Raw genomic sequence first — 21,265 nt, 5'->3', positions numbered from 1 at the left:
CGGGCCGCGGACCGCCCCCCCGCCGGGGCCCACCCCGTTCGTCCGTCCGGGATCAGCCGTGCATCACCGGGGCCGCCGCGGGAGCACGCTCCGGCTCCGGCTCGCTGTGGTCCAGGTCGGGCAGGCGGGTCAGGGCGCGCGGTGTGCGCCAGTTCCGCTCGCCCAGCAGCGCCATCACGGAGGGCAGCAGGACCATCCGCACGATCGTGGCGTCCAGCAGCACCGCGACGGCCAGGCCCACGCCCATCTGCTGCATGTCCTGCATCGACAGCGTCCCGAAGACCGAGAACACCGCCACCATGATCACGGCCGCACCGGTCACCGCGCCGGCCGTGCGCCGGATGCCCTCGTCGATCGCGGCCCGGGTCGAGAGACCGCGGCCATGGGCCTCGCGGATCCGGGAGACCACGAAGACGTGGTAGTCCATCGAGAGTCCGAACAGGACCACGAGGACGAACAGCGGCATCCAGGACTCGATCGCGCCGACCCCCTCCGAACCGATCAGCGAGGCGCCCCAGCCGTGCTGGAACACGGCGGTCATCACGCCGTAGGCGGCGGCGACCGAGAGCAGGTTGAGCAGGATCGAGGTCACGGCGATGACGTAGCTGCGGAAGCAGAACAGCATCAGCAGGAAGGTCACCGCGGTGATGAAGAGGAAGACGGGCGCGATGCCGCGCTTCAGCTGGTCGTTGAAGTCCACCGACCCGGCCACCTCACCGGTGACATGGGCCCGGGCACCCGTGCCGTCGAACGCGGCCGGCAGCCGGTCCTCCCGCAGTTCGGACAGACCGGCCTCGCCGCCGGGCAGCGGTACCTCGATCTCGGCGACGTTCTGCGCCGGGTGGACGGTCACCTTGTCGAAGCCGGCGAGCGCCTTGCGTACGGCCGGTGCCTCGATGTCGTCCGCCTCGACGACGACCTGTGCGGGGGCGGGACCGCCGGGGAACGTCTCACTGATGTGCCGGTAGGCGACCGACAGCGGGGAGTCCGACCCGAACTGCTTCTCCAGGCCCAGCGACTCGGTCTTCATGCCGAGGGCCGGCGCGGCGAGCACCAGCAGCACGACGACGGAGGCGGCGGCGAAGAACTTCGGCTTGGCCAGGACGGGCCGCAGCAGCTTGCCTGCGATCCTGCCGCTCTCCTTCTTGCCGCGCTTGTCGCGGCGGTTCAGCAGCGGCACCCGTCCGGCGTCGATCCGGTCGCCCAGCCAGGAGAGCAGTGCGGGCAGGACGGTCACGGAGCCCATCATGGCGATGAAGACCACGATGATCGTGGCCAGGGCGAAGCCCTTGAACAGCAGGAGCCCGGACAGGAACATGCCGGCCATCGCGACCATGACGGTCAGCCCCGACACGAGCACGGACCGGCCGCTGGTCGCCGCGGCGATGCGCAGCGCCGTCTCGGCGTCGCGCCCGGCGGCCCGCTCGTCACGCTCACGCCGCAGGTAGAAGAGGCAGTAGTCGACGCCGACGGCGAAGCCCATCAGGAACATCACGGAGTACGTGGTCTGGAAGAGGTGCAGCTGGTGGCTGGCGAGCGAGAGGAGGCCGAAGGCCGCCAGGCACGCGGTCAGTGCGAGGCCCACGGGCAGCAGGGCAGCGACCACCGCGCCGAAGGCGACGAGCAGGATGCCGAGCGCCAGGGGTACGGCGGTGAACTCGGCCTTCTTGAAGTCCTCGGAGAGCAGATCGCCGAGCCACTTCCCGGCACTGGCCTCGCCGAACTGGCGGACCGTCACGTCCGCCCGGTCCTCCTGGACCCCGGACACGGCGTCCAGGACGGGCTGCACCCGGTCGGCGGAGGTGGCCGCGTCGCCCTTCATCTCGAAGGTGATCAGTGCGTCCCTGCCGTCCTCGGAGACGACCGGCTCGGCGAGGCCCGTCACCTCACCCGTCCTCCCGAGGGCCGTGGACAGCTCCGCCGCCGCCTTCCGCCAGCCGTCGGGCTCGGCCGACGACACCATGACCATCTCGCCGGCCCGGTGGCCGAGGCCGGCGTCGGAGAGGATCTGCTCGGCCCGGGCCGAGTCGCCGGCCCCGTTCTCCGCGTTCGTCATCTCGACCATGCCCGACGCACCGCCGATGCCCGCGGCGAGTACGACGAAGAGCAGCCAGCCGAGAACGGCCGTCTTGCGATGGTGCGCGCTCCACACACCGATACGTGCCGCGAGATTACGCCTCATGGCGTTGTTCGCCCCCTGATGTAGACGTCGGACCGGACACCACGAATCTAGGAATTCCGGGCCTGCCGCCCCAGCCGTCGAGGCCCCCACTCGGCGGGACGTAGGGCGAGGTCGCGGGGGTGGTGCCAGGTACACCCCCGCCCGGTGGCAGGACGGCTGACGCCCATGGCGCCCGACGGGCCAGACTGTGTGCGGAGCGGGGCGGGCCGGCACGGCGGCCCGCCGCGCGAGACGAGGGAAGAGGGACCAGCATGGACGCGAAGCAGGGACGGATCAGAGCGGCGTTGCTGGCCGCGGGGCGCGGGCTGGTGCTGTCGATCGCCGCGACGGTGGGGTCGATCACGCTCTTCGTACTGACGGTGCTCTCCATCGCCTTCATCCCGCTGGGCATCGGCCTGGTCACCACCCCCCAGGTGCTGGAGGCGGTCCGCAAGCACGCCAATCAGCGCCGGCTGCTGGCCATCACCTGGTCCGACGTCCGTATCCCGGTCCCGTACCGGCCGCTTCCGAAGGACGTGCGCAGCGGGTTCACCGGGCAGGTGGAGCGGACCACGCTGATGCTGAAGGACCCGGCGACCTGGCGGGACATCCAGTGGATGCTGGTCGACATGACGGCCGGCTATGTCGTGGCGGTCCTGGCGGCGGCGCTGATGATCTACCCGGTGGAGGGGTTCGTCCTGGCGGCGGGGCTGTGGCGGGTCTTCACGGACGACCGGTACTGGTACGCGTTCGTTCCCGTCGACAGCCAGGCGACGGGGCTCGCCGCCGCCGCGCTGGGTGTGGCGCTCTTCGCCACCGGTGTGGCACTGAGCGAGCGGCTGCTGCGGGCACACTTCGTGATCGCCCGCTCGGTGCTGGCCCCCACCCATGAGCGGGAACTGGCCCTGCGCATCGACCGGCTGACCGAGACCCGGCACGAGGCGGTCGACACCGCCGCGTCGGAGCTGCGGCGCATCGAGCGGGATCTGCATGACGGGGCGCAGGCCCGGCTGGTCGCCATGGGCATGAATCTGGGCACCATCGAGGCGCTGATCGAGAAGGACCCGGAGCAGGCGAAGAAGCTGCTGGCGACGGCGCGGGCGTCCTCCGCCGAGGCGCTGACGGAGCTGCGCGACCTCGTGCGGGGCATCCACCCGCCGGTCCTCGCCGAGCGGGGGCTCGGGGACGCGGTCAGGGCCCTGGCGCTGCGGCTGCCGATCCCGTCGGAGGTGGACGTGGAGCTGGACGGCCGGGCCGATGCCCCGGTCGAGTCGGCGGCGTACTTCGCGGTCAGCGAGGCCCTGACGAACGCGGCGAAGCATTCGGGGGCGGACCGGATCTGGGTGGACCTGCAGCATGCCGGCGGAATGCTGAGGATCTCGGTCACGGACAACGGCAAGGGGGGCGCAGTGGCCGGCGGGGGCTCGGGCCTGAGCGGCATCGAACGCCGACTCGGTACATTCGACGGCATCATGGCCGTCAGCAGCCCCGCGGGCGGTCCCACCATGGTGACCATGGAGATCCCTTGCGAGTTGTCCTAGCCGAAGATCTCTTCCTGTTGCGCGACGGCCTGGTGCGTATGCTGGAGGCGTACGGTTTCGAGATCGCGGCCGCCGTCGAGACCGGGCCCGAACTCACCGAAGCACTGGCCGAGCTGGAGCCGGACGTCGCCGTCGTCGACGTCCGGCTTCCGCCGTCCCACACGGACGAAGGGCTCCAGTGCGCTCTGGCGGCCCGGCGGGCCAGGCCGGGGCTGCCGGTGCTCGTACTCTCCCAGCACGTCGAGCAGTTGTACGCGCGCGAGCTGCTGGCGGACGGCGACGGGGCGATCGGCTATCTGCTGAAGGACCGGGTGTTCGACGCCGACCAGTTCATCGACGCGGTGCGCCGGGTCGCGGCGGGTGGCACGGCGATGGACCCCCAGGTGATCTCGCAGTTGCTGTCACGGCGCGCGCAGGACAAGCCGATGGGCGGGCTGACACCGCGGGAGCGGGAGGTCATGGAGCTGATGGCCCAGGGCCGTTCGAACGCGGCGATCGCCTCACAGATGGTGGTCACGGAGCGGGCGGTGGCCAAGCACACCTCGAACATCTTCGGGAAGCTCGGCCTGCCGCCCTCCGACGACGACAACCGCCGCGTTCTTGCGGTACTCGCGTATCTGGACCGGGGTTAGGGCCTGGCCGCCGCGGTGGTGAGGTGCAGCGTCGTCGCTCCGAGGTACGGCTTCGCCCTGGATTCCAGCACCTTGACGCGGACCGCCGACGCGGTGACGGCGGCGGGGAGCGGCAGGATGCGCTCGTGGCCGATGGTGGTGCCCTCGGCGATCCGCTGCCAGACGCCGTCGGTCCTGGCCTCCACGGCGAACTTCTCGACCCGCTGTCCGTGCCGGATGTCCTCACGGACCGCCACCCGGTCGAAGGTGTACGGGCCCGGGCCCTGCGTGCGTACGTCGGAGCCGTAGATCCTGCGCACGTCGTCACCGAAGGCGGTCAGTGACGCGACGTCCGCGTCGGCGATCCGGCCGTCCGGAGCGGGCGGGACGTTGAGCAGGAGCGAGGCGTTGCGGCCGACGCTCTTCTCGTACAGGTTCAGCAACTGCGCCGCGCTCTTGGGCTGTTCGTTCTCGTGGTAGAACCAGCCCGGCCGGTTGGAGACGTCCGCCTCGGCCGGGTACCACTGGAGGTGGTTGACGTCCGGGCCGAGGAGCTTGGCGCGTGAGCCGATGTCGGCGTCGGTCGAGTCGTTGGGGAGGCTGCCGAGCCCCGTCCACGGGTCGGTGGTGTGCGGGGTGACGCTCCACTCGGTCTCCCGGGCGGTGCCGTTCTCGTTGCCGACCCAGCGGACGCCCTGCGGGCCCTGGAAGACGACGGTGTTCGGCGAGAGGGCCTTGACCATGTCGAACCACTGCTTGACGTCGTACTTCTGCGTGATGCCGGAGCCCGACCAAGGGTTGGCGCCGTCGAGCCAGAGCTCCTCGACCGGACCGTACTGGGTGAAGATCTCGTAGAGCTGGTTGAGGTAGTAAGCGTCGTAGTCGTCGGCCCGCACCTCGAAGGTGGGCAGCTTGCCGCTCCTCACCCGTGCGGCACGGTCGTCGCCGGGGACGAGCGTGGGGATCGTGCGCTCGGTGACGGCGCTGCCGTTGCCGAAGCGGCCCTGGCCGGCGGGGGCTCGGTCGCCGTCCGCCAGCGCCATCCGCTCGGGCAGGCTCAGCGGCTTGCCCTCGGCCTGCTTGGCGCGGATCTTCTCGACCCACTCGGCGTGCCAGGCGTGCGGAAGCTCGGCGCCGTCGGAGGGCGAGAGGTAGAGGCCGACCTTCAGGCCCGCCTTGCGGGCGGCCTTCACATAGGCGGCCACGACATCGGGGCTGCCCGGGCTGAGGGCGACCGAGTGGTCGGTGTAGCGGCTCGGGTAGAGGACGAAGCCGTCGTGGTGCTTGACGGTCAGCATGACCTGCTCGACGCCGGCCGCCTTGTAGGCGCGCATCCACTGGTCGGCGTCGATGCTCTTCGGTGCGAAGAGCTTCTCGTCCTCCGTGCCCGAACCCCATTCACGGTCGGTGAAGGTGTTCATCCCGAAGTGCGTGAAGGCGGTGACCTCCCGCTGTTGCCAGGCCAGTTGTCCCGTCGTGGGGACGATGTTCGCCGCCTTCTCGATGATCCGCTCGGGGCTGTCGCACGCCTCGACCGCCATCTGCGAGGCGGGTCTCACGGGCACATCGCACGAGACGGCGGGCGACACGGACGGCCGGGGCGCGGACTGCTGCGCCGTGGCCTGTACGGGGACGAGCGCGGCGGCGGCCGCCAGTGCGATCGCGCTGAGTGCATGGGTGCGTCGTGCCATGGTTCCCTCCCATTCACGACCACGAGTGGTCGGATCTCTCGGGTGCCGACGCGTGCATGTTGCCGCAAGAAGTGGCCCCCGGGAAGGGTGCGCGCTACATACGTCCTATCTCTCATGCGGAAAAGTCCAAGCCGGCAGCTGCTGCGGCCAACCCCAACCGGGCTCGCACACGCGGCACTTGACGCACACGCGTTCCACCTCCCGTTGAACGCACCGCGCACCGGCGCCGTATGGAACGTCACGCTTCTCCCCCGCGAAGCCTGAGGAGTCCGAGGAGTTCCATGGGACGCACATCGCGCAAGAAACGCTCCACCCCGGCCAACCGGGCGATCATCGCCTCGGCCGCACTGATCCTGGGCGGGGGTGGGCTGGCCGTGGTCAACGTATACGCCTCTGCGGGCGAGGGCTCGTCCGCCTCGTCTCACGGCCGGAACCGGCAGCCGGTCCGCCAGGCGTCCACCATCGACTGCCCCGAAGTGGTCGACCGGATCCCCGAGGTGCCCGAACCGGCCCGGCCGGAGGTCGACCGCGAACTGGCCGCCATGGACACCCAGATAACCGATGCCTACCGGGAGTTCGCCGACCGCAGGGACAGGATGGCCAGGGACCCGCAACTGGCCCGGAACGCCGTGCTCGACCCGCTGAAGGCCCGGCGGGCCGCCAGCATCGACCGCATCGCGACCGCCATCGGGCGCAACGCGCAGCGCCCGGAGGGGCTCGGCTCACTGGCCCCGTGCAGTCTGCGTGCGGATGACGAAGGGAGCGACGGAGGGAGCGACGAAGCGGACGGCCCCACGGGCGAGCCCACGGACGACGGTTCCGGCGACGCCGGAACCGGGGATGGAGACGGCCAGGAACAGGAACAGGAACAGGGCCGGGACGGCAACGGCCCCGAGGACTCGGACTTCGTCGACATCCGGTCCGTCCGGCCCGACGCCGGCAGGCCCGCCCGGCTCCGCGGCGCCTCGCGCGGCACCTTCACCACCGAGTGCGGGCGCAACCGGAACGGTAAGTTCAACCCGGACAACGTCATCGCCGCCCCCGGTGTCGGCAACGGCGCCCACCACATGCACGACTACGTCGGCAACCAGGCCACGGACGCCTTCTCGGGCGACGACGAGCTGGCAGCCGGGGAGACCACCTGCCGCAACCAGGGTGACCGGTCCACGTACTACTGGCCCGTGCTCCGCCTGCAGAACGGTGCGGCGGAGAACGACGCCGACGCCGACGGCGGGGGCAGGGACCAGAACACCGGCGAGATCCGGACCCCGTCGCAGGTCACGCTGAGGTTCGTCGGGAATCCCATCGGGAAGGTCACAGCCATGCCGCGCTTCCTGCGCATCATCACGGGCGACGCCAAGGCGTTCACCAACGGCGACGCCAATGCCAACGCCTCCTGGAGCTGCACCGGGTTCGAGGACCGGCAGCTCAAGGACAAGTACCCGATCTGCCCGGAGGGCAGCCAGGTCGTCCGTTCCTTCGCCTTCCAGAGCTGCTGGGACGGCCGGAACACCGACAGCGCGAACCACCGCACCCATGTGGCCTTCGCGCGGGACGACGGCAGGTGCCCGAACGGCTTCCGGGCCATTCCGCAACTGGTCCAGCGGATCGTGTACGACGTGCCTCCGGGGCCCGGGTTCGCCGTCGACTCCTTCCCGGAACAGCTGCACAAGCCCGTCACCGATCACGGCGACTTCATCAACATCTTCGACACCAGGCTGATGCGGAAGGTGGTGAGCTGCATCAACGACGGGCGCAAGTGCCGCTGAGGGCCCTCCGCGGCGAACACCCCGCGGATCCGCGTGGTCACCTCCCGCGGTGACCGGAGTGTCCTGCCCCAGGACCGGCCCCACTGCCGCCACTTGCCGAGTGGTGCGGCGACGCAGTCTCCACCGTCCCCCCGAGCCGGCCGCGCAGTGCTGCGATCACCGCGGCGTCCGAGACGGCGACCCACCTGCGGCCGACCAGATACGAACCGCCGTAGTCGTTGGCCTCGTTGATCCACTCCCGCTGGCCGCGGTCGGTGGCGAAGGTGGCCAGCACATAACGCCCGTCTTCCGTGGCGCAGTCGGCCTGCCGCAGCTCCTGCGCTTCGGTCTGCAGCTTCGGCACGCAGTGCGCCTGTGCGGCGAGTTCCTCCAGTGTGCCGGTGGCGGTCGGCGGGACCGCGGTCCCGTCACCGCCACCGTCGCATGCCGTGAGCAGGGCCAGGCCCACGCAGCCGGCCACGACGGCGGCCGAGCGCCACGCGTCCCGCACCCCTCGCGCCCCGCGCCGCTTCGTCATCCGGCCATCGTGCCGCTTCGGGCGGGTCCTGGCAGCGGAACGCGAGAAGGCCCCCGGGAGCGGGAAGCCGTGCGGGGCGGAGCCCCTCGCCTCACCCGGAGTGACCATCGCACCATTCGCTCGTTCTGCTGAACGTGCGCCCACTGCCAGAGGTACCGTCAGCCGCCGGGTTCGATGCGGGGCGGTCCGAGGCCGCGCTCGTCGAGCACTACCCGCGGCTGACCCGGCTCGGATATCTCGTCCTGCCGCACTCACTGAGCCGCGGCCGGCGCGTTCTCACGGCCCACGCACTGGCCCAGCGGTCGCTGCAGGCGGCACGCGGAGCCGGACCGGTGGCCGGCGGCGCCGTTCCGCTGCCGCGCCGTACCGGCCGTACGGAGCCTGCCGATCCGGGATACGCGTATCTCCGGCGGCAGGTGTTGCGGGGCGCGCTGGCGGCGGGGAGGCCGTTGCGCCTGCGGCGGCGGCCGCGTCGCGCCCAGTTTCCGCCCTTCCTGCCGCTGGTCTGGGGCCTCCGGCTGCTCCCCCACTCCGGCGGCGCCGATGAACTGGCCCTGGAAGAGCAGCTGTCGGCGGTGAGCGATGCGGCGCGGGCCGCGTTCGTCCTGCGCGGTCTGGAGGGGCTGGCGGACGGTGAGATCCGGCGGGTGCTGGCCGACTCGGGGGCGACCGATCCGCATGCGGCGCTGATGGAGGCGGACGGGGTGCCGGCCACTTACGCACTGCTGACGTCGTCCGGGTTCGACCCCTGTTCGCTCCGGGCCCGGCCGCCGGATCTGCCGCGCCGCCGCAGATACTTCCGGGCGGCGCTGGCCGGCGTCGTCGCCCTGCTGGTGTGCGGGACGCTGTGGGGCCTGCCGGGCGAAGGCTGGGGGCGCGGCGACTTGTCCGCGCCCCTGTACGCGCGCAACCCTGCTGCCGAAGAGGCCCTGGATCCGGGGGCGTTGCACAGGGTGCCGGCGATGTTCTGGCAGCGCTCACCGCGTACCGACTTCACCGCCTGGCCCACCCGCGGCGACCGCACCGAGGACAGTCGGCTGCTGCGGCGGGCGCTGCGCGTGTGGGCGCGGCCGGGCGGCGGCGTGCGGACGTCGGCGACGCCGCGGACGCCGGAGGGGCCGCCGATGGGGGCACCGCAGCTGCTGTACGCGGGCGAGGTGGGCGCGTCCGCGGTCGTACTGTTCTACGACGGGCTGCGGGTCGTGCGGTACGCGGAGCCCCGTGACGCCGATCCGTCCGAGGGCGCGGCGCTCGACTTCGCGCGGGTCGACGGGGCGGACGTGACGTCGGCGGGCGCCCTGGTCGTGGGCAGGGCGGGGGGCGCGGTCCGCTATCTGACGGCGCCCTGGGTGCGGCAGGTTCGGATCCGGGATCTGCTCGCCCCGGGCCGGCCCCCGCGCGCGCTGCACCGCACCGCCGACGGGGTGACCGATCCGCTGACCAGCCCGGCGACCGCACCCGGCTGCCGGTCCTGGTACGCCGTCGAGCTGGCCGACGACGCGGCGGTGCGGCTGGTGGCGGATCTCGGTGAACTCGCCCCGGCCCGGCTGACCTCGGGCCCGCCGACGAGACCGCACGACGTATCGGGGCGCGCGGAGTACGCGAGCTGGGCGCGGACCGCCTGCCTGCTGTCGGCCGTGCGCTCGCACGGGGTGCGCGCGGTGAACTCATGGGTGTACGCGACGCAGTCGCTGCCCGAGAGGAACGGCACGGCCGAGTGGCTGTGCACCCGGGCGGAGACCTGGCGGGGCACCGGGGACAGGGTCCTGGCCCAGTTCCAGGCCCCGTCCGGGCGGCCACCGGGGAGCAGGCCCCCGGGGGTGGTCGCGGCACGTGCCGAGGATTCACCCGACTGCGGGACGCGCTCCCCGCGGGTGCTGGCGGGCGTGCTGTGGAAGTCGCGCGGCGGCCGGTGGTACGTACTCGCGGCGGGCAGCGCGCAGTTCGCGTCGCTGACCACGTCCGGCGGGGTGACCGGCCGTGCGCGGGGTCGGCTGCTCGCGGTGCCGGCCGGGGCCGGTGACCGGGCGCGGCTCACCGGGCGGCTCACCGACGGCAGCCACGTCGGGGTGCTGCGCTGAGCGCGCCGGGGCGGCGGCCCGATGCCGGCTCAGGAATTCGTGGCATGCCCCTGTTCCCAGGGCTTACCCCTCAGTACATTGACACCATGTCTAACACGCAGCCGGCGGCGGTAGCGTCGGAGCGGACACCGCTCAAGGCCCGCCGAGTCTCCTTCGCCTGGGACAGGACTCCCCTGCACTGGTTGCCGGGCGACCCGTTCTCCACGCACACCATGAACGTGCTCCATCTGCTGCTTCCGGCCGGGGAGCGCTGGTTCATCCACGTCTACCGCCAGGTGCTCCCGTACATCCACGACGAGCAACTGCGCCAGGATGTCATCGGGTTCATCGGCCAGGAGTCGATGCACTCCCAGGCCCATGACGACGTGCTCCCCCATCTGAAGGGGCTCGGTCTCGACCCGACCCCGTACACCGCCCAGGTCGACTGGCTCTTCGAGAAGATGCTCGGCGACCGGACGCTGCCGCCGGGCCGGGCGCGCAAGTGGTGGCTGATGGAGCGGGTGGCTACGATCGCGGCGATCGAGCACTACACCGCGTTCCTCGGCGACTGGATTCTCAACGCCGACGAGCTGGAGCGGCGCGGCGCCGATCCCACGATGCTGGACCTGCTGCGCTGGCACGGCGCGGAGGAGGTCGAGCACCGCTCGGTCGCGTTCGACGTGTTCATGCATGTCGACGGCAGTTACCGGCGGCGGGTGCGGACCTGGGCGACGGCGTTCTCCGCGCTGGCCTTCCTCTGGCAGCGCGGCGCCCGGTTCTTCATGGAGAACGACCCGAGCCTGCTGGACGGCAAGGCCTCGTTCGGTCAGTTCTACCGCAGCGGCCGCCGGGGCACCCTGCCCAGCACACCCGCGATGCTGCGTTCCATCCCGCGCTATCTGAGCCGTGCTTACCACCCCTCGCAGGAGGGCAGCACCGCACAGGCCGTCGCCTATCTCGCCCAGTCGCCCGCCGCGGTCGCGGCCGAGGCCCGCACGACGGAAGCCGGCTGACGATGCCCCTCCCCCTCCCCCGTCTGCGTGCCGTCGTCGTGGTGGCCTGCGCGGCCCTGCTCGCCAAGCGGGCGATGCGCCGGCGCATCGAGAAGTCCCCGTTGTGGCCACTGCCCGCACTGGAGGAACCGGTGTCCGGCCGGGCGCAGCGCCGTTCGACCACGGGCCGGCGGCTGCTGATCACCGAGCGGACCGTGCCCGCGGACGGCGTCGTGCAGCTCCGTCTGGAGGGCACGGACCTGCCGCCCTGGCAGCCCGGCGCGCATCTGGACCTGGTGCTGCCCTCCGGCCCGGTCCGTCAGTACTCGCTGTGCGGCGACCCGGCCGAGCACGGCACGTACACCGTGGCGATCCGGCTGGCCGAGGACGGCCACGGCGGCTCCCGCGAGGTGCACGCCCTGCTCCACGAGGGCCAGGAGATCGAGGTCCGCGGCCCCCGCAACCGCTTCCCGCTGGCGGATGCCCCCTCGTACCTCTTCGTCGTCGGCGGCATCGGCATCACTCCGGTCCTGCCGATGCTGCGCGCTGTCGCGGCTTCGGGTGCCGACTGGCGGCTGCTGTACGGGGGGCGCAGCCGGGCGACGATGCCGTTCCTGGCGGAGATCGAGAAGCTGGGCGAGGACGGCGGCCGGGTCACCGTCGTCCCGCAGGACGAGGCGGGCCACCCGGACGTCGCGGCGGTCCTCGCGGACGCGGCCGAGGGCACGGCGGTCCACTGCTGCGGTCCCGAGCCCTTGATGGACGCCGTAGCTGCCGCGCTCCCGCCGGGCTGCACGCTGCACCTGGAGCGGTTCTCCGCGTCGGGCGCGGAGGCCGCCGGGTCGGCCCCGTTCGAGGTGGAGTTGCGCCGTACGGGCCGCACCGTGCCGGTCGCGGCGGGCCAGTCGGTGCTCGACGCCGTGCGGGCCGAGCTGCCGCATGTCTCGTACTCCTGCGAGCAGGGCTTCTGCGGAACGTGCCAACAGCGCGTCCTGGAGGGCGACATCGAGCACCGGGACGATCTGCTGACGGACTCGGAGCGGCGCGATTCGATGCTGATCTGCGTGTCGCGGTGCCGGGGAGAGCGCCTGGTCCTGGACCTCTAGACGGACGCCCGGTCCGCCGGTCGGTACCCTGTTCCTCATGACGACCGGGGTACGGCGCAGGATGGGCGTCGAGGAGCGCAGACAGCAGTTGATCGGTGTCGCGCTGGAGTTGTTCAGTCACCGGCCCCCGGACGAGGTGTCGATCGACGAGATCGCCGCTGCGGCCGGGATCTCCCGGCCGCTGGTCTACCACTACTTCCCGGGCAAGCAGAGCCTGTACGAGGCGGCGCTGCGGCGGGCGGCCGACGAACTGGCCGCCCGGTTCCTGGAACCGCGCGACGGCCCCCTGGGCGCACGGCTGTTGCGGGTGATGGGGCGGTTCTTCGACTTCGTCGACGACCACGGTGCCGGCTTCGCGGCGCTGATGCGGGGCGGGCCGGCGGTGGGTTCCTCGACGGCCAACGCGATGATCGACGGGGTGCGTCAGGCGGCCTGCCAGCAGATCCTGGCCCATCTGGGCGTCGAGGATCCCCCGGCCCGGCTGAAGCTGGTCGTACGGTCCTGGGTTTCGCTCGCCGAGTCGACGGCCCTGATCTGGCTGGACGGGCGGCAGATTCCGCGTGCGGAGCTGGAGTTGCAGCTGGTGCACGACTTCGCCGCGCTGGCCGCGGTGAGTGCCGCGTACAACGAGGAGATGGCGGGCGTCGTGCTGCGCGTTCTCGCGCAGGAGCCGGCCGACGGGCCGTTCGGAGACCTGCTGGTGCGGCTCTCCTCACTGACGCCCGCCGTGCCGGCCGTGCCTCCGCAGCGGCTGCGGTAGCGAGACCTCCCGGAGTTCAGTTCTTGCGGTAGGAGGGGTCGAGGTCGCGCGTCTCGGCCGAGAGGTGGAGGGTCAGCCCGGCGGCCGGCCGGATGTGCCCTGCCAGCAGTTCCAGTACCGCTTCCGTGAGCCCGGCCCTGATCTCGGGGGTGCGGCCGGGCAGCAGGGAGATGTCGACGTGCACGAGCGCGTCGCCGCCGGGTGCGTCGGCGACCACGGTCTCCTCGATCCGGCGGAACCGGGTCTTGCAGGCGGCGATCTTCGTGGTGACCTTCTCGGCGATCAGCGGGTGCAGCGCACCCGCGAAGCCGGAGCGGTCGAAGGTGTCGTCGAGCTCGGCGGAGTAGTCGACGGTGATCTGCGGCATGAAGGTCTCCTGGCGGGGCGCGGGCGGCGGGCGCGGACGGTGATCACCTCTACCCTCCCCTCGTTCGGGGAAGGCGCACAAGCAGAATTCACTATGTGAGCAGTTCGCCGTGGAGCGCTTGGGCCAGGCCCGCCTCCGCACTGTCGGAGCGGCCCCGTTCGAAGGCGCGCCGGTAGGCGGCGTCGCCCACGGCGGCGCGGGCCTGGCGTTCGCAGGCCTCTCGCAGCGGTCCCAGTTCCGGGGTGCCGCGCTGGGGATGGCCGACCATCCGCCAGTAGACCTGCCCGGTGCCGTACACCCGGGCGGCTTCGGCGCCTTCGCCCTGGGCGGCGATCGCGGCGGCCAGGATGTCGAGGCCGAGCGCGATGCCGAAGCGGTCGCGGAGCCGGTGCTTGCCCGCGAGCATGGACCTGGCGTGCGCGGCGGCCTCGGGGGCGCGGCCCTGGAGCAGGGCGATCAGGGCGAGTTGGTAGTCGACATAGCTCAGGGTCCAGCACTCGTCCCTGGCCTCGCAGGCAGCGCGCAGGACGACGGCGGCCTCGGCCGCCTCGTCCAGGCGGCGGAGGCCGGTCAGGGCGAAGACGGTGATCAGGTGGCAGCGCAGCCGGTAGGCGGTTTCGAGCGGGGTGCCGGCCAGGGTGGTGCGCAGGACCCGGTCGGCCTCGCGCAGTCCCTTCTCCGGTTCGCCGGTCATCAGATGGGTGAGGCCGCGCAGATAGGCGGCGGCGAGGACCCCCTCGTCGGTGCCGTCGTCCGCCGCCGCCCGTACGCACTCCTCGCCGATGCGCTCGGCGGCCGGGTAGTCGCCCTGGAGAAGGACGCAGATGCCGAGCACCCACAGGACGCGGGTGCGGTGGGGGCCGGTGGCGGGGCCGGCGTCCAGGGCGCGCTGGGCATAGCCCCGGTTCTGCGCGAGGTGGCCGCAGCAGCACCAGAAGAAGCCGATCCGGCCGGCCATCTCCTGGGCGGCGGCCGGGTCGTGGGCCAAGAGGTGGTCGAGGGCCGCGCACAGGTCGGCGTGCGCGTCGGCGATGCGGTGGTACCAGTGGATCTGGTCGTCGCCGGTCCAGCCCGCATGGGCGCCGCGGGCCAGTTGGAGGAAGCACGCGGCGTGCCGGTCGGCCGCCGCGCGTTCCTCCCCGAGTTCGGCGAGCCACATCCGGCCGTACTCACGCAGGGTGTCCAGCATGCGGTGGCGTCCGCCGTCGCGGGCGACGACGGACTTGGCGACCAGGGCGCGCAGGGTCTTCGGGATCGCGTCCGCGGTGAGCGGTCCACCGGCACAGACGGTGACGGCCGTGGACTCGTCGAAGTCGCCGCGCAGTACGGCGAGCCGGGCCCAGAGCAGCCGTTCCAGCGGGGTGCACAGCTCGTGGGACCAGCCGATGGTGGTGCGCAGGGTGCGGTGGCGCAGCGGTCTGAGCGTGGCATCGGCGAACACGTCGAGGCGGGAGGCGAGCCGGCCTGCGATCTCCTGGGCGCTCTGGCGCCCGAGGCCCGCGGCGGCGAGTTCGACGGCGAGGGGGATTCCGTCGAGGCGCCGGCAGATCTCGGCGACGGCCGCGGCGGTGCCTGGTTCGTCCAGGGGCGTGCCGGGGGCGGCGGCGGCCGCCCGCTGCCGGAACAGGGTGAGGGCGTCGGCCGTACCGTCGACGGGCAGCGGCTCGACGTCGACGGTCTGCTCGCCCTTCATGTTCAGGGGCTGTCTGCTGGTGGCGAGGACGGTGAGTCCCGGCGAGGTGGTGAGGATCTCGCCGAGGAGGTGCGCGCAGGCGGGGCGCAGGTGTTCACAGGAGTCCAGGACGAGCAGGAGCTGCTTGTCGGCGAGCCATTCGCACAGCACGTCGATGGGCATCCGCAGGGTGTGGTCGCTGAGTCCGACCGCGTCGGAGACGGTGGCCAGGAGCAGTTCGTGGTCGTGGAGCGGGGCGAGATCGGCCCACCGGACTCCGTCGCGGTACGCGGATTCCGCGCGCCCGGCCGCGCGGACGGCCAGCCGGGTCTTGCCGACGCCGCCGGTACCGGTGAGGGTGGTCAGCCGGCCGGTGGCGAGGGAGTGTTCGATCCGGTCGAGTTCTGCCTCGCGTCCGACGAAACTCGTGGTCTCCTCGGGGATGTTGCTCGCCATCGTCACCGTCGCTGACCGGGTGGAGCGGCCGGTCCCGGCCCCCGCGCCCCGTACGCACCGGCAGGCGATCGACGCCGGTGCGTACGGGAGAGGGGCCGGGACCGGCCGGGTGGAGTCGGAGGGCGCGCCCGGGAGTGTGGTGCTGCGGCTCTCCCCGGCGGCTGCCCATACGGTAGTCCCGTTGCGGGTCAGCGCAGGGAGAACACCGCCACCGTGCGTCCCGGAACGGTGAAGCTTCCCGAACTCCTCTCGTACGTGGACTTCTTGACGGTAAGATCCGCGCCCGCCGCCTGGACGGGGTGCAGTGCGTAGTTCTTCCCGGCCAGGGCGGCGACCTTCTGGGTGGTCGCGCCGGGGGCGGCGTTGAGGACGACGACCAGCTTGCCGAGCCGCATGGTGATCACACCCGGCGTCTCGTCCTTGCCGGAGAGCGGGAAGGAGAGCGTGGACTGCACCTGTCCGGCGGTGGAGAGACCGAAGTCCTTCTCCGAGGACCGGATGGTGAGCAGGTCCTGGTACGCGGCCGAGGCGCCGTTGATCTGCGCGCAGCCGGGGCTGATCGCCGTGTTGCTCAGCAGCGGCCCGGCGTAGGACCACTTCGCCTGGTTGTCGGCGGCCGGCGGCAGTCCGCGGCCGAAGCCGTTGCCTGCGCGGCAGTCCCAGTGCAGGGCGTTGAACCAGTCGCCGCTGTCGAAGGAGTTGCGGTCCAGCGACTTGGAGCGCAGCAGGTCCGTGCCGGCCTGGGAGAGCGAGGGGCCCTGCGAGAGGGTGGCCGTCGCCATGGCCAGGACCTGCATGCGGGCCCGGTCGGCTGCCGAGGTACCCGCCGGGAGCTTGAAGGCGAGGGCGTCGTACAGCGTCTCGTTGTCGTGGGCGTCGGAGTAGGCGAGCGCGTCGCCGGGGACCGCGGCGTATCCGGCCGGGGCTCCGTTGTAGTCGACGCCCGAGCCCTTGACCGTGGTGCCGGTGGTGTCGGTGAAGGTGTAGTCGGCGAGGTTGCCGGTGAGTCCGACCTTGATCAGGTCCTGGTAGTGGAGCAGCCGGGCCTTCTGCTCGGCCTCGGTGCCGTTGTGGGTGGAGGTGTTGGGGTCGGTGTAGAGGCCGGTGGCGAAGCCCTGCACGCCGGGGTCCTCGTCGAACGGGGAGCCGCCGCGTACGGCGTCGCGGGCCCGGTCGGAGAAGGTGGCGATGCCGGTGCCGGCCATGTTCTTCTGGGTGGCCTGGACGAAGCGGGCGTCGTCGGCGATCTCGCCGAAGTTCCAGCCCTCCCCGTACAGGATGATCTTCTTGCCGTCGACGCCGTCCTTGGCGATCGTCAGCGCGTCGAGCGCCTTGCGCACGGCCAGGATGTTGGCCTTGGGGTGGTGGCCCATCAGGTCGAAGCGGAAGCCGTCGACCTTGTACTCCCTGGCCCAGGTGACGACCGAGTCGACGACGAGCTTGCCCATCATGGTGTTCTCGGGCGCGGTGTTGGCGCAGCAGGTGGAGGTGGCGACGGTGCCGTCCTCCAGGAGCCGCTGGTAGTAGCCGGGCACGATCCGGTCGAGGACGGACTTGTCGTCCTGGCCGGAGGCGAGGGTGTGGTTGTAGACGACGTCCATGACGGTCCGCAGACCGGCGCCGTTGAGGCCCTGCACCATCCGGCGGAACTCGACGGTGCGCCGGGTGCCGTCGGGGTCGGAGGCGTAGCTGCCCTCGGGGACGGTGTAGTGCAGCGGGTCGTAGCCCCAGTTGAAGGCGTCCTTGGCGGCGGCCTTCGCCACGCAGGCCTGCTGCTCCTCGGAGTCGGGGGCGTAGACGGACAGGTCGCAGGCCGGCTTCTGCTGGTCCTTCTTCTTCTCGGGGATGGTGCCGATGTCGAAGGCGGGCAGCAGGTGGACGTAGTTGGTGCCGGAGCCGGCGAGTTCCTTGAGGTGCTTCATCCCGTCCGAGCGGGTGTCGGTGAAGGCGAGGTACTCGCCGGGGTGCTTGGACGTGGGGTCCGCGATCGAGAAGTCGCGGATCTGGAGTTCCTGGATCTGGGCGTCGCGCAGCGGCACGGCTGCGGGCTTGGCCAGCCCGCTCCAGCCCTTCGGCGCGAGCCTGGCGTCCTGGAGGTCGACCACGAGGCTCCGGGCGGAGTCGGTGGTCAGCGCGGTGGAGTAGGGGTCGGTGACCTTGTTGGTGACGAGCTTCTGGACGGTGGGTGCCCAGACGTTCACGGCGTACCGGTAGGGCTTGCCGTTCCAGCTCCGCTTCCCGGTGACGGACCAGACGCCGGTGCGGTCGTCGCGCCGCATCGGGACGGTCTTCCCGTCGAGTTCGAGGGAGACGGTACGTGCGGTGGGCGCCCAGACCGACAGGGTGGGCGTGCCGTTCCGGAAGACCGGGCCGAGCGAGGCGCTGCTCGCCTTCGTCCCGTAGAGGTCGTCGAGCACGCCGGCGCTCTGGACGCCGGTGGCGGCGAGCAGGGCGCCGTTGGCGGCGCGCTGGGTGGCGATCAGCTGGCCGCGCAGGGCCTCGCGGACCCTGTCCCGGTCACGGGCGTCGACGGTGAAGGCCGGGTAGTCCTTGAGGTGCGGATACTTCGCCTTCTGCGCGTCGGTCAGTGCGGACGGGCTGAGCCGCAGCCACCGGCCCTCGTCGGAGAGTGCGCCGTCGACGACGGAGATGCCGCCGCTCGATGCGTAGACGAGCTGCTGGCTGGTGGCGTCGGTGGCCTTCACCTTCCACACGACGGTGTCGGAGTCGATCCACTGCGCCTCGGCCTTGGTGAGGTCGGGGGCGGGCACACCGCCGGTCTGCGGCAGCAGATAGCCGGCCGTACCGCCGAGCATCCAGACCTCGTGGCCGTAGCTCGCGATGTCGAGCGACTGGTCGCTGGGCAGGTCCTTCTCGTCGCCGCGGTGCAGGATGTAGCTGAGCGAGGTGGCCCCGTCGGCGAGCGGAACCTCGTAGGTGAGGCCCGAGGCGTCCTTCTTCACGGGCTGGAGCGGCTTGGACCAGTCGGTGGGCTCCTTGGCGCCGGTCCAGGTGTGCAGTCCCCAGCCGTCGTAGTCGCCGTCGGCCCGGTAGTAGTGCAGGACCGCCTTGGTGGTGTCCGGTGCGGGGTAGGCGCCGTCGGGGGCGGTGTCGGTCTGGCCGTCCTTGCCCTGCTCGATCCAGACCTGGCCGGTCCTGGCGAGGTCGACGGTGCGCTCGGCCCCGTCGGCGGTGCCGGCCTTCTCGACGGTGTACGGGACCGCGGAGGCGCCCTCGGGCACCTTGATCCAGGCGAAGGCGCCGTAGGCGTCCCGGCCGGCGAAGGCGGCGGTGGCCTCGCCCGACCTGGCCTGCCAGCCGTCGTAGTCGCCGTCGGCGCGCTTGTAGTGGATGACGGCGTAGTCGCGTTCGACGGCGACGGGCTTCGCCGGGACGGGGGCCTGTCCGGCGGTCGACGCGGCGAGCGCGCTCGCGGTGCGTCCGCTGCGGTCGACCACAACGGCCTTGTAGCGCAGCGGCGTTCCGGCCGCGGTCGTGTCACCGATGGTCTGGGTGACCTTGTACGGGGCGTGGTCGGCGGTGCCGAGGGTGGTCCACTTGCCGTTGCCGGTCTGGGCGGCGAAGACGACCCGGTTGAGGGAGCCGCCGTCGACGTCGGCGGTGAGCTCGACGGTGCCGGTGGCGCCGGCTGCCGGTGCCTTCAGCGTGATCGAGGGCTTGGCCGCGGGGGCGTTCAGGGTCTTCGCGGCGCGGAGCACGATGCTGGACAGCGCCGGGACGGTGACGGTGATCTTCTTGTCGGCGCCGCTGCGGACCGTGCCGGAACCGCCGTACAGCGTACGGAAGTCCATCCCGGCGGACTCCGTGGACAACTCGACGGTCTTCGCCGCGGTGCCGTTGTTGGTGGCGACGACGTACTCGTTGGCGCGCTCGGGGTCCGTGCGGGAGAAGGCGTAGACGGAGCCCTCCGCGTACCTCTCGGTCTGGACGCCGTCGCGCAGCGCCGGGTTCTTCGCGGTGAGCTCGGAGAGCGCGGCGATGGACCGGTAGAGCGGGTGCGTGGTGTCGTACGCGTCGGAGGCGTGCGTACGGTCCGTGCCCAGCTCGTCGTCGTCGAGGTAGTCCGCGGTCTTCGAGGCGAACATCGTCTGGCGGGCGTCCTTGTCGCCGCCGGCGCCCGTGAAGCCCTGCTCGTCGCCGTAGTAGACGACGGGGTTGCCGCGGCTGAGGAACATCAGCTCGTTGGCGAGCTCGGCGCGCTTGACCAGCTCGGCGTCATCGGCCTTCGGGTTGTCCTGCTTGAGGAAGGTGCCGATGCGGCCCATGTCGTGGTTGCCGAGGAAGGTCACCTGCTCGTAGGCGTTGGCCTTGTCGGTGGTGTACCGGTAGTCGTCGGCGAAGACGGCGGCGAGCTTCGAGGCCGGGGCGCCCTGCGAGGCGTACTGGCGGGCCGCTTCCTGGAACGGGAAGTCGAGCGTCGCGTCCAGCCGCCCCTGGGTGACGTAGGGGGACGTGATCGCGGTGTCGGCGGAGTAGACCTCGCCGAACATGAAGAAGTCCTTGCGGCCGTGCTTGGCCGCGTAGGTGTCGAGCGCGGTCGCCCACTGGGTCCAGAAGTCCAGGTCGACGTGTTTGACGGTGTCGATCCGGAAGCCGTCGATGTCGAAGTCGCGGACCCACTTCTCGTAGATCTTCTCCATGCCGGAGACGACCTCGGGCCGCTCGGTCCACAGGTCGTCGAGCCCGGAGAAGTCGCCGTACGTGGTGGACTCGCCGGCATAGGTCGAGTCGCCGCGGTTGTGGTACATCGTGGGGTCGTTGAGCCAGGACGGCGTCTTGCCGCCGGTGGTGACCGGCTTGTACGGGAAGGAGTCGGCGTCCGTCTTGGCCATGCCCGCGGCGTCGTCGAAGGGCCGGCCGTCGCGGTCGAGGTAGGGGTAGGCGCCCTTGGGCTTGTAGCCGTAGGTCTTCTCGGCGTAGTCGACGGTGTCGGCGGTGTGGTTGGTGATGACGTCGAAGAAGACCTTCATGCCCTTGCGGTGGGCCTGTTCGATCAGCTTCGTCAGGTCGGCGTTGGTGCCGAAGTGCGGGTCGACCTGGGTGAAGTCGGTGATCCAGTAGCCGTGGTAGCCGGCTGACGCGTCCTTGCCCGTGCCCTGGACGGGGCGGTTCTTGAAGATCGGGGCGAGCCAGATGGCGGTGGTGCCGAGCCCCTTGATGTAGTCGAGGCGGCTGGTCATCCCCTTGAGGTCGCCGCCCTGGTAGAAGCCCTTGTCGGTGGGGTCGTACCCGGTCTCCAGCCGCGAACCGGTCAGCCCGCCCCGGTCGTTGCCGGTGTCGCCGTTGGCGAACCGGTCGGGCATGACGAAGTAGAACTGCTCACGCGTCAGGTCGTGGCGGTCGGGCTGGGCCGCCATCCTGGCGTCCGACGGCGCGGCGGGCGGCCTGGCCGCGGCGGCGGGCAGCGCGGGCACGAGGGCCGCGCACAGGGCGGCCGCGACGACGGCGGCGGGCGCCGCTCTTCGCGCGGACACGCGCGGGTACGGACGTATCACTCGGGTTCTCCTCGACGGGTACGGGTGGTGCAGGGCCGGACGGGCC

13 protein-coding genes are annotated in these 21,265 nt (G+C 71.7%); 7 read left to right on the top strand and 6 right to left on the bottom strand.

Annotated features, from left to right (window positions below):
- Window positions 1-52 precede the first annotated feature (52 nt).
- A complete protein-coding gene (locus ABT025_RS15350; RefSeq protein ID WP_350994042.1) occupies window positions 53-2,182 on the bottom strand; it encodes an MMPL family transporter in 2,130 nt (709 codons plus the stop codon).
- A gap of 251 nt (window positions 2,183-2,433) precedes the next feature.
- On the opposite strand from ABT025_RS15350, the gene ABT025_RS15345 reads away from it, so the two are divergent.
- Both ABT025_RS15345 and ABT025_RS15340 read left to right on the top strand, forming a co-directional pair.
- Window positions 2,434-3,702, top strand: a complete 1,269-nt coding sequence (locus ABT025_RS15345) for a sensor histidine kinase (RefSeq protein WP_350994040.1) — start codon at window positions 2,434-2,436, stop codon at window positions 3,700-3,702.
- Window positions 3,687-4,334, top strand: coding sequence for a LuxR C-terminal-related transcriptional regulator (locus ABT025_RS15340; protein WP_350994038.1), 648 nt, complete (start codon window positions 3,687-3,689; stop codon window positions 4,332-4,334). The genes ABT025_RS15345 and ABT025_RS15340 overlap by 16 nt, the downstream gene beginning before the upstream one ends.
- Here the strand turns inward: ABT025_RS15340 and ABT025_RS15335 are convergent.
- Window positions 4,331-6,004 carry an alpha-L-fucosidase gene (locus ABT025_RS15335; RefSeq protein WP_350994036.1) on the bottom strand — a complete coding sequence of 558 codons (1,674 nt, stop codon included), beginning with the start codon at window positions 6,002-6,004 and terminating at the stop codon, window positions 4,331-4,333. The genes ABT025_RS15340 and ABT025_RS15335 overlap by 4 nt on opposite strands.
- Window positions 6,005-6,285: 281 nt before the next feature.
- On the opposite strand from ABT025_RS15335, the gene ABT025_RS15330 reads away from it, so the two are divergent.
- Complete coding sequence (locus ABT025_RS15330; protein WP_350994034.1) at window positions 6,286-7,773, top strand: DUF1996 domain-containing protein; 1,488 nt, start codon at window positions 6,286-6,288, stop codon at window positions 7,771-7,773.
- Between the two features lie 37 nt (window positions 7,774-7,810).
- Here the strand turns inward: ABT025_RS15330 and ABT025_RS15325 are convergent, their stop codons facing one another.
- Window positions 7,811-8,290: a hypothetical protein gene (locus ABT025_RS15325; RefSeq protein WP_350994032.1), complete on the bottom strand. Its 480-nt coding sequence runs from the start codon at window positions 8,288-8,290 to the stop codon at window positions 7,811-7,813.
- A 134-nt stretch (window positions 8,291-8,424) separates the two neighbouring features.
- Here ABT025_RS15325 and ABT025_RS15320 point away from each other — a divergent pair, with 134 nt between their 5' ends.
- The 4 genes from ABT025_RS15320 to ABT025_RS15305 all read left to right on the top strand — a co-directional run bounded on the left by ABT025_RS15320 (window position 8,425) and on the right by ABT025_RS15305 (window position 13,208).
- The gene (locus ABT025_RS15320; protein WP_350994030.1) at window positions 8,425-10,371 is read left to right on the top strand and encodes a hypothetical protein; all 1,947 of its coding nucleotides are present in this window, start codon (window positions 8,425-8,427) and stop codon (window positions 10,369-10,371) included.
- Window positions 10,372-10,457: 86 nt separating this feature from the next.
- Window positions 10,458-11,363 (top strand): metal-dependent hydrolase, encoded by a 906-nt coding sequence (locus tag ABT025_RS15315; protein WP_350994028.1) that lies wholly within the window; start codon window positions 10,458-10,460, stop codon window positions 11,361-11,363.
- Window positions 11,364-11,365: 2 nt separating this feature from the next.
- Entirely contained in the window at window positions 11,366-12,448 is a 1,083-nt protein-coding gene (locus ABT025_RS15310; RefSeq protein ID WP_350994026.1) for a PDR/VanB family oxidoreductase, read from the top strand.
- A 37-nt stretch (window positions 12,449-12,485) separates the two neighbouring features.
- Window positions 12,486-13,208 carry a TetR/AcrR family transcriptional regulator gene (locus ABT025_RS15305; RefSeq protein WP_350994024.1) on the top strand — a complete coding sequence of 241 codons (723 nt, stop codon included), beginning with the start codon at window positions 12,486-12,488 and terminating at the stop codon, window positions 13,206-13,208.
- 16 nt (window positions 13,209-13,224) lie between these two features.
- Here ABT025_RS15305 and ABT025_RS15300 read toward each other — a convergent pair whose 3' ends face one another.
- The 3 genes from ABT025_RS15300 to pulA form a co-directional block, all read right to left on the bottom strand.
- Entirely contained in the window at window positions 13,225-13,575 is a 351-nt protein-coding gene (locus ABT025_RS15300; protein ID WP_350994022.1) for a 5-carboxymethyl-2-hydroxymuconate Delta-isomerase, read from the bottom strand.
- Window positions 13,576-13,666: 91 nt separating this feature from the next.
- Window positions 13,667-15,703 (bottom strand): ATP-binding protein, encoded by a 2,037-nt coding sequence (locus tag ABT025_RS15295; protein WP_350994020.1) that lies wholly within the window; start codon window positions 15,701-15,703, stop codon window positions 13,667-13,669.
- 188 nt (window positions 15,704-15,891) lie between these two features.
- A complete protein-coding gene (pulA, locus tag ABT025_RS15290; RefSeq protein WP_350994018.1) occupies window positions 15,892-21,219 on the bottom strand; it encodes a pullulanase-type alpha-1,6-glucosidase in 5,328 nt (1,775 codons plus the stop codon).
- Window positions 21,220-21,265 lie beyond the last annotated feature (46 nt).

The sequence above is a fragment of the Streptomyces sp. NPDC002809 genome, from assembly GCF_040295435.1.
Taxonomy (GTDB): Bacteria; Actinomycetota; Actinomycetes; order Streptomycetales; family Streptomycetaceae; genus Streptomyces.
This window is presented reverse-complemented; position numbering and strand designations above follow the sequence as displayed.

Bases quoted from the DNA above. Each gene is read 5' to 3' on its own strand.
- ABT025_RS15315 (WP_350994028.1), top strand. From the start codon at position 10,458: ATGTCTAACACGCAGCCGGCGGCGGTAGCGTCGGAGCGGACACCGCTC.
- ABT025_RS15325 (WP_350994032.1), bottom strand. From the start codon at position 8,290: ATGACGAAGCGGCGCGGGGCGCGAGGGGTGCGGGACGCGTGGCGCTCG.
- ABT025_RS15345 (WP_350994040.1), top strand. From the start codon at position 2,434: ATGGACGCGAAGCAGGGACGGATCAGAGCGGCGTTGCTGGCCGCGGGG.
- ABT025_RS15335 (WP_350994036.1), bottom strand. From the start codon at position 6,004: ATGGCACGACGCACCCATGCACTCAGCGCGATCGCACTGGCGGCCGCC.
- ABT025_RS15310 (WP_350994026.1), top strand. From the start codon at position 11,366: ATGCCCCTCCCCCTCCCCCGTCTGCGTGCCGTCGTCGTGGTGGCCTGC.
- ABT025_RS15295 (WP_350994020.1), bottom strand. From the start codon at position 15,703: ATGGCGAGCAACATCCCCGAGGAGACCACGAGTTTCGTCGGACGCGAG.
- ABT025_RS15305 (WP_350994024.1), top strand. From the start codon at position 12,486: ATGACGACCGGGGTACGGCGCAGGATGGGCGTCGAGGAGCGCAGACAG.
- ABT025_RS15300 (WP_350994022.1), bottom strand. From the start codon at position 13,575: ATGCCGCAGATCACCGTCGACTACTCCGCCGAGCTCGACGACACCTTC.
- ABT025_RS15330 (WP_350994034.1), top strand. From the start codon at position 6,286: ATGGGACGCACATCGCGCAAGAAACGCTCCACCCCGGCCAACCGGGCG.
- ABT025_RS15350 (WP_350994042.1), bottom strand. From the start codon at position 2,182: ATGAGGCGTAATCTCGCGGCACGTATCGGTGTGTGGAGCGCGCACCAT.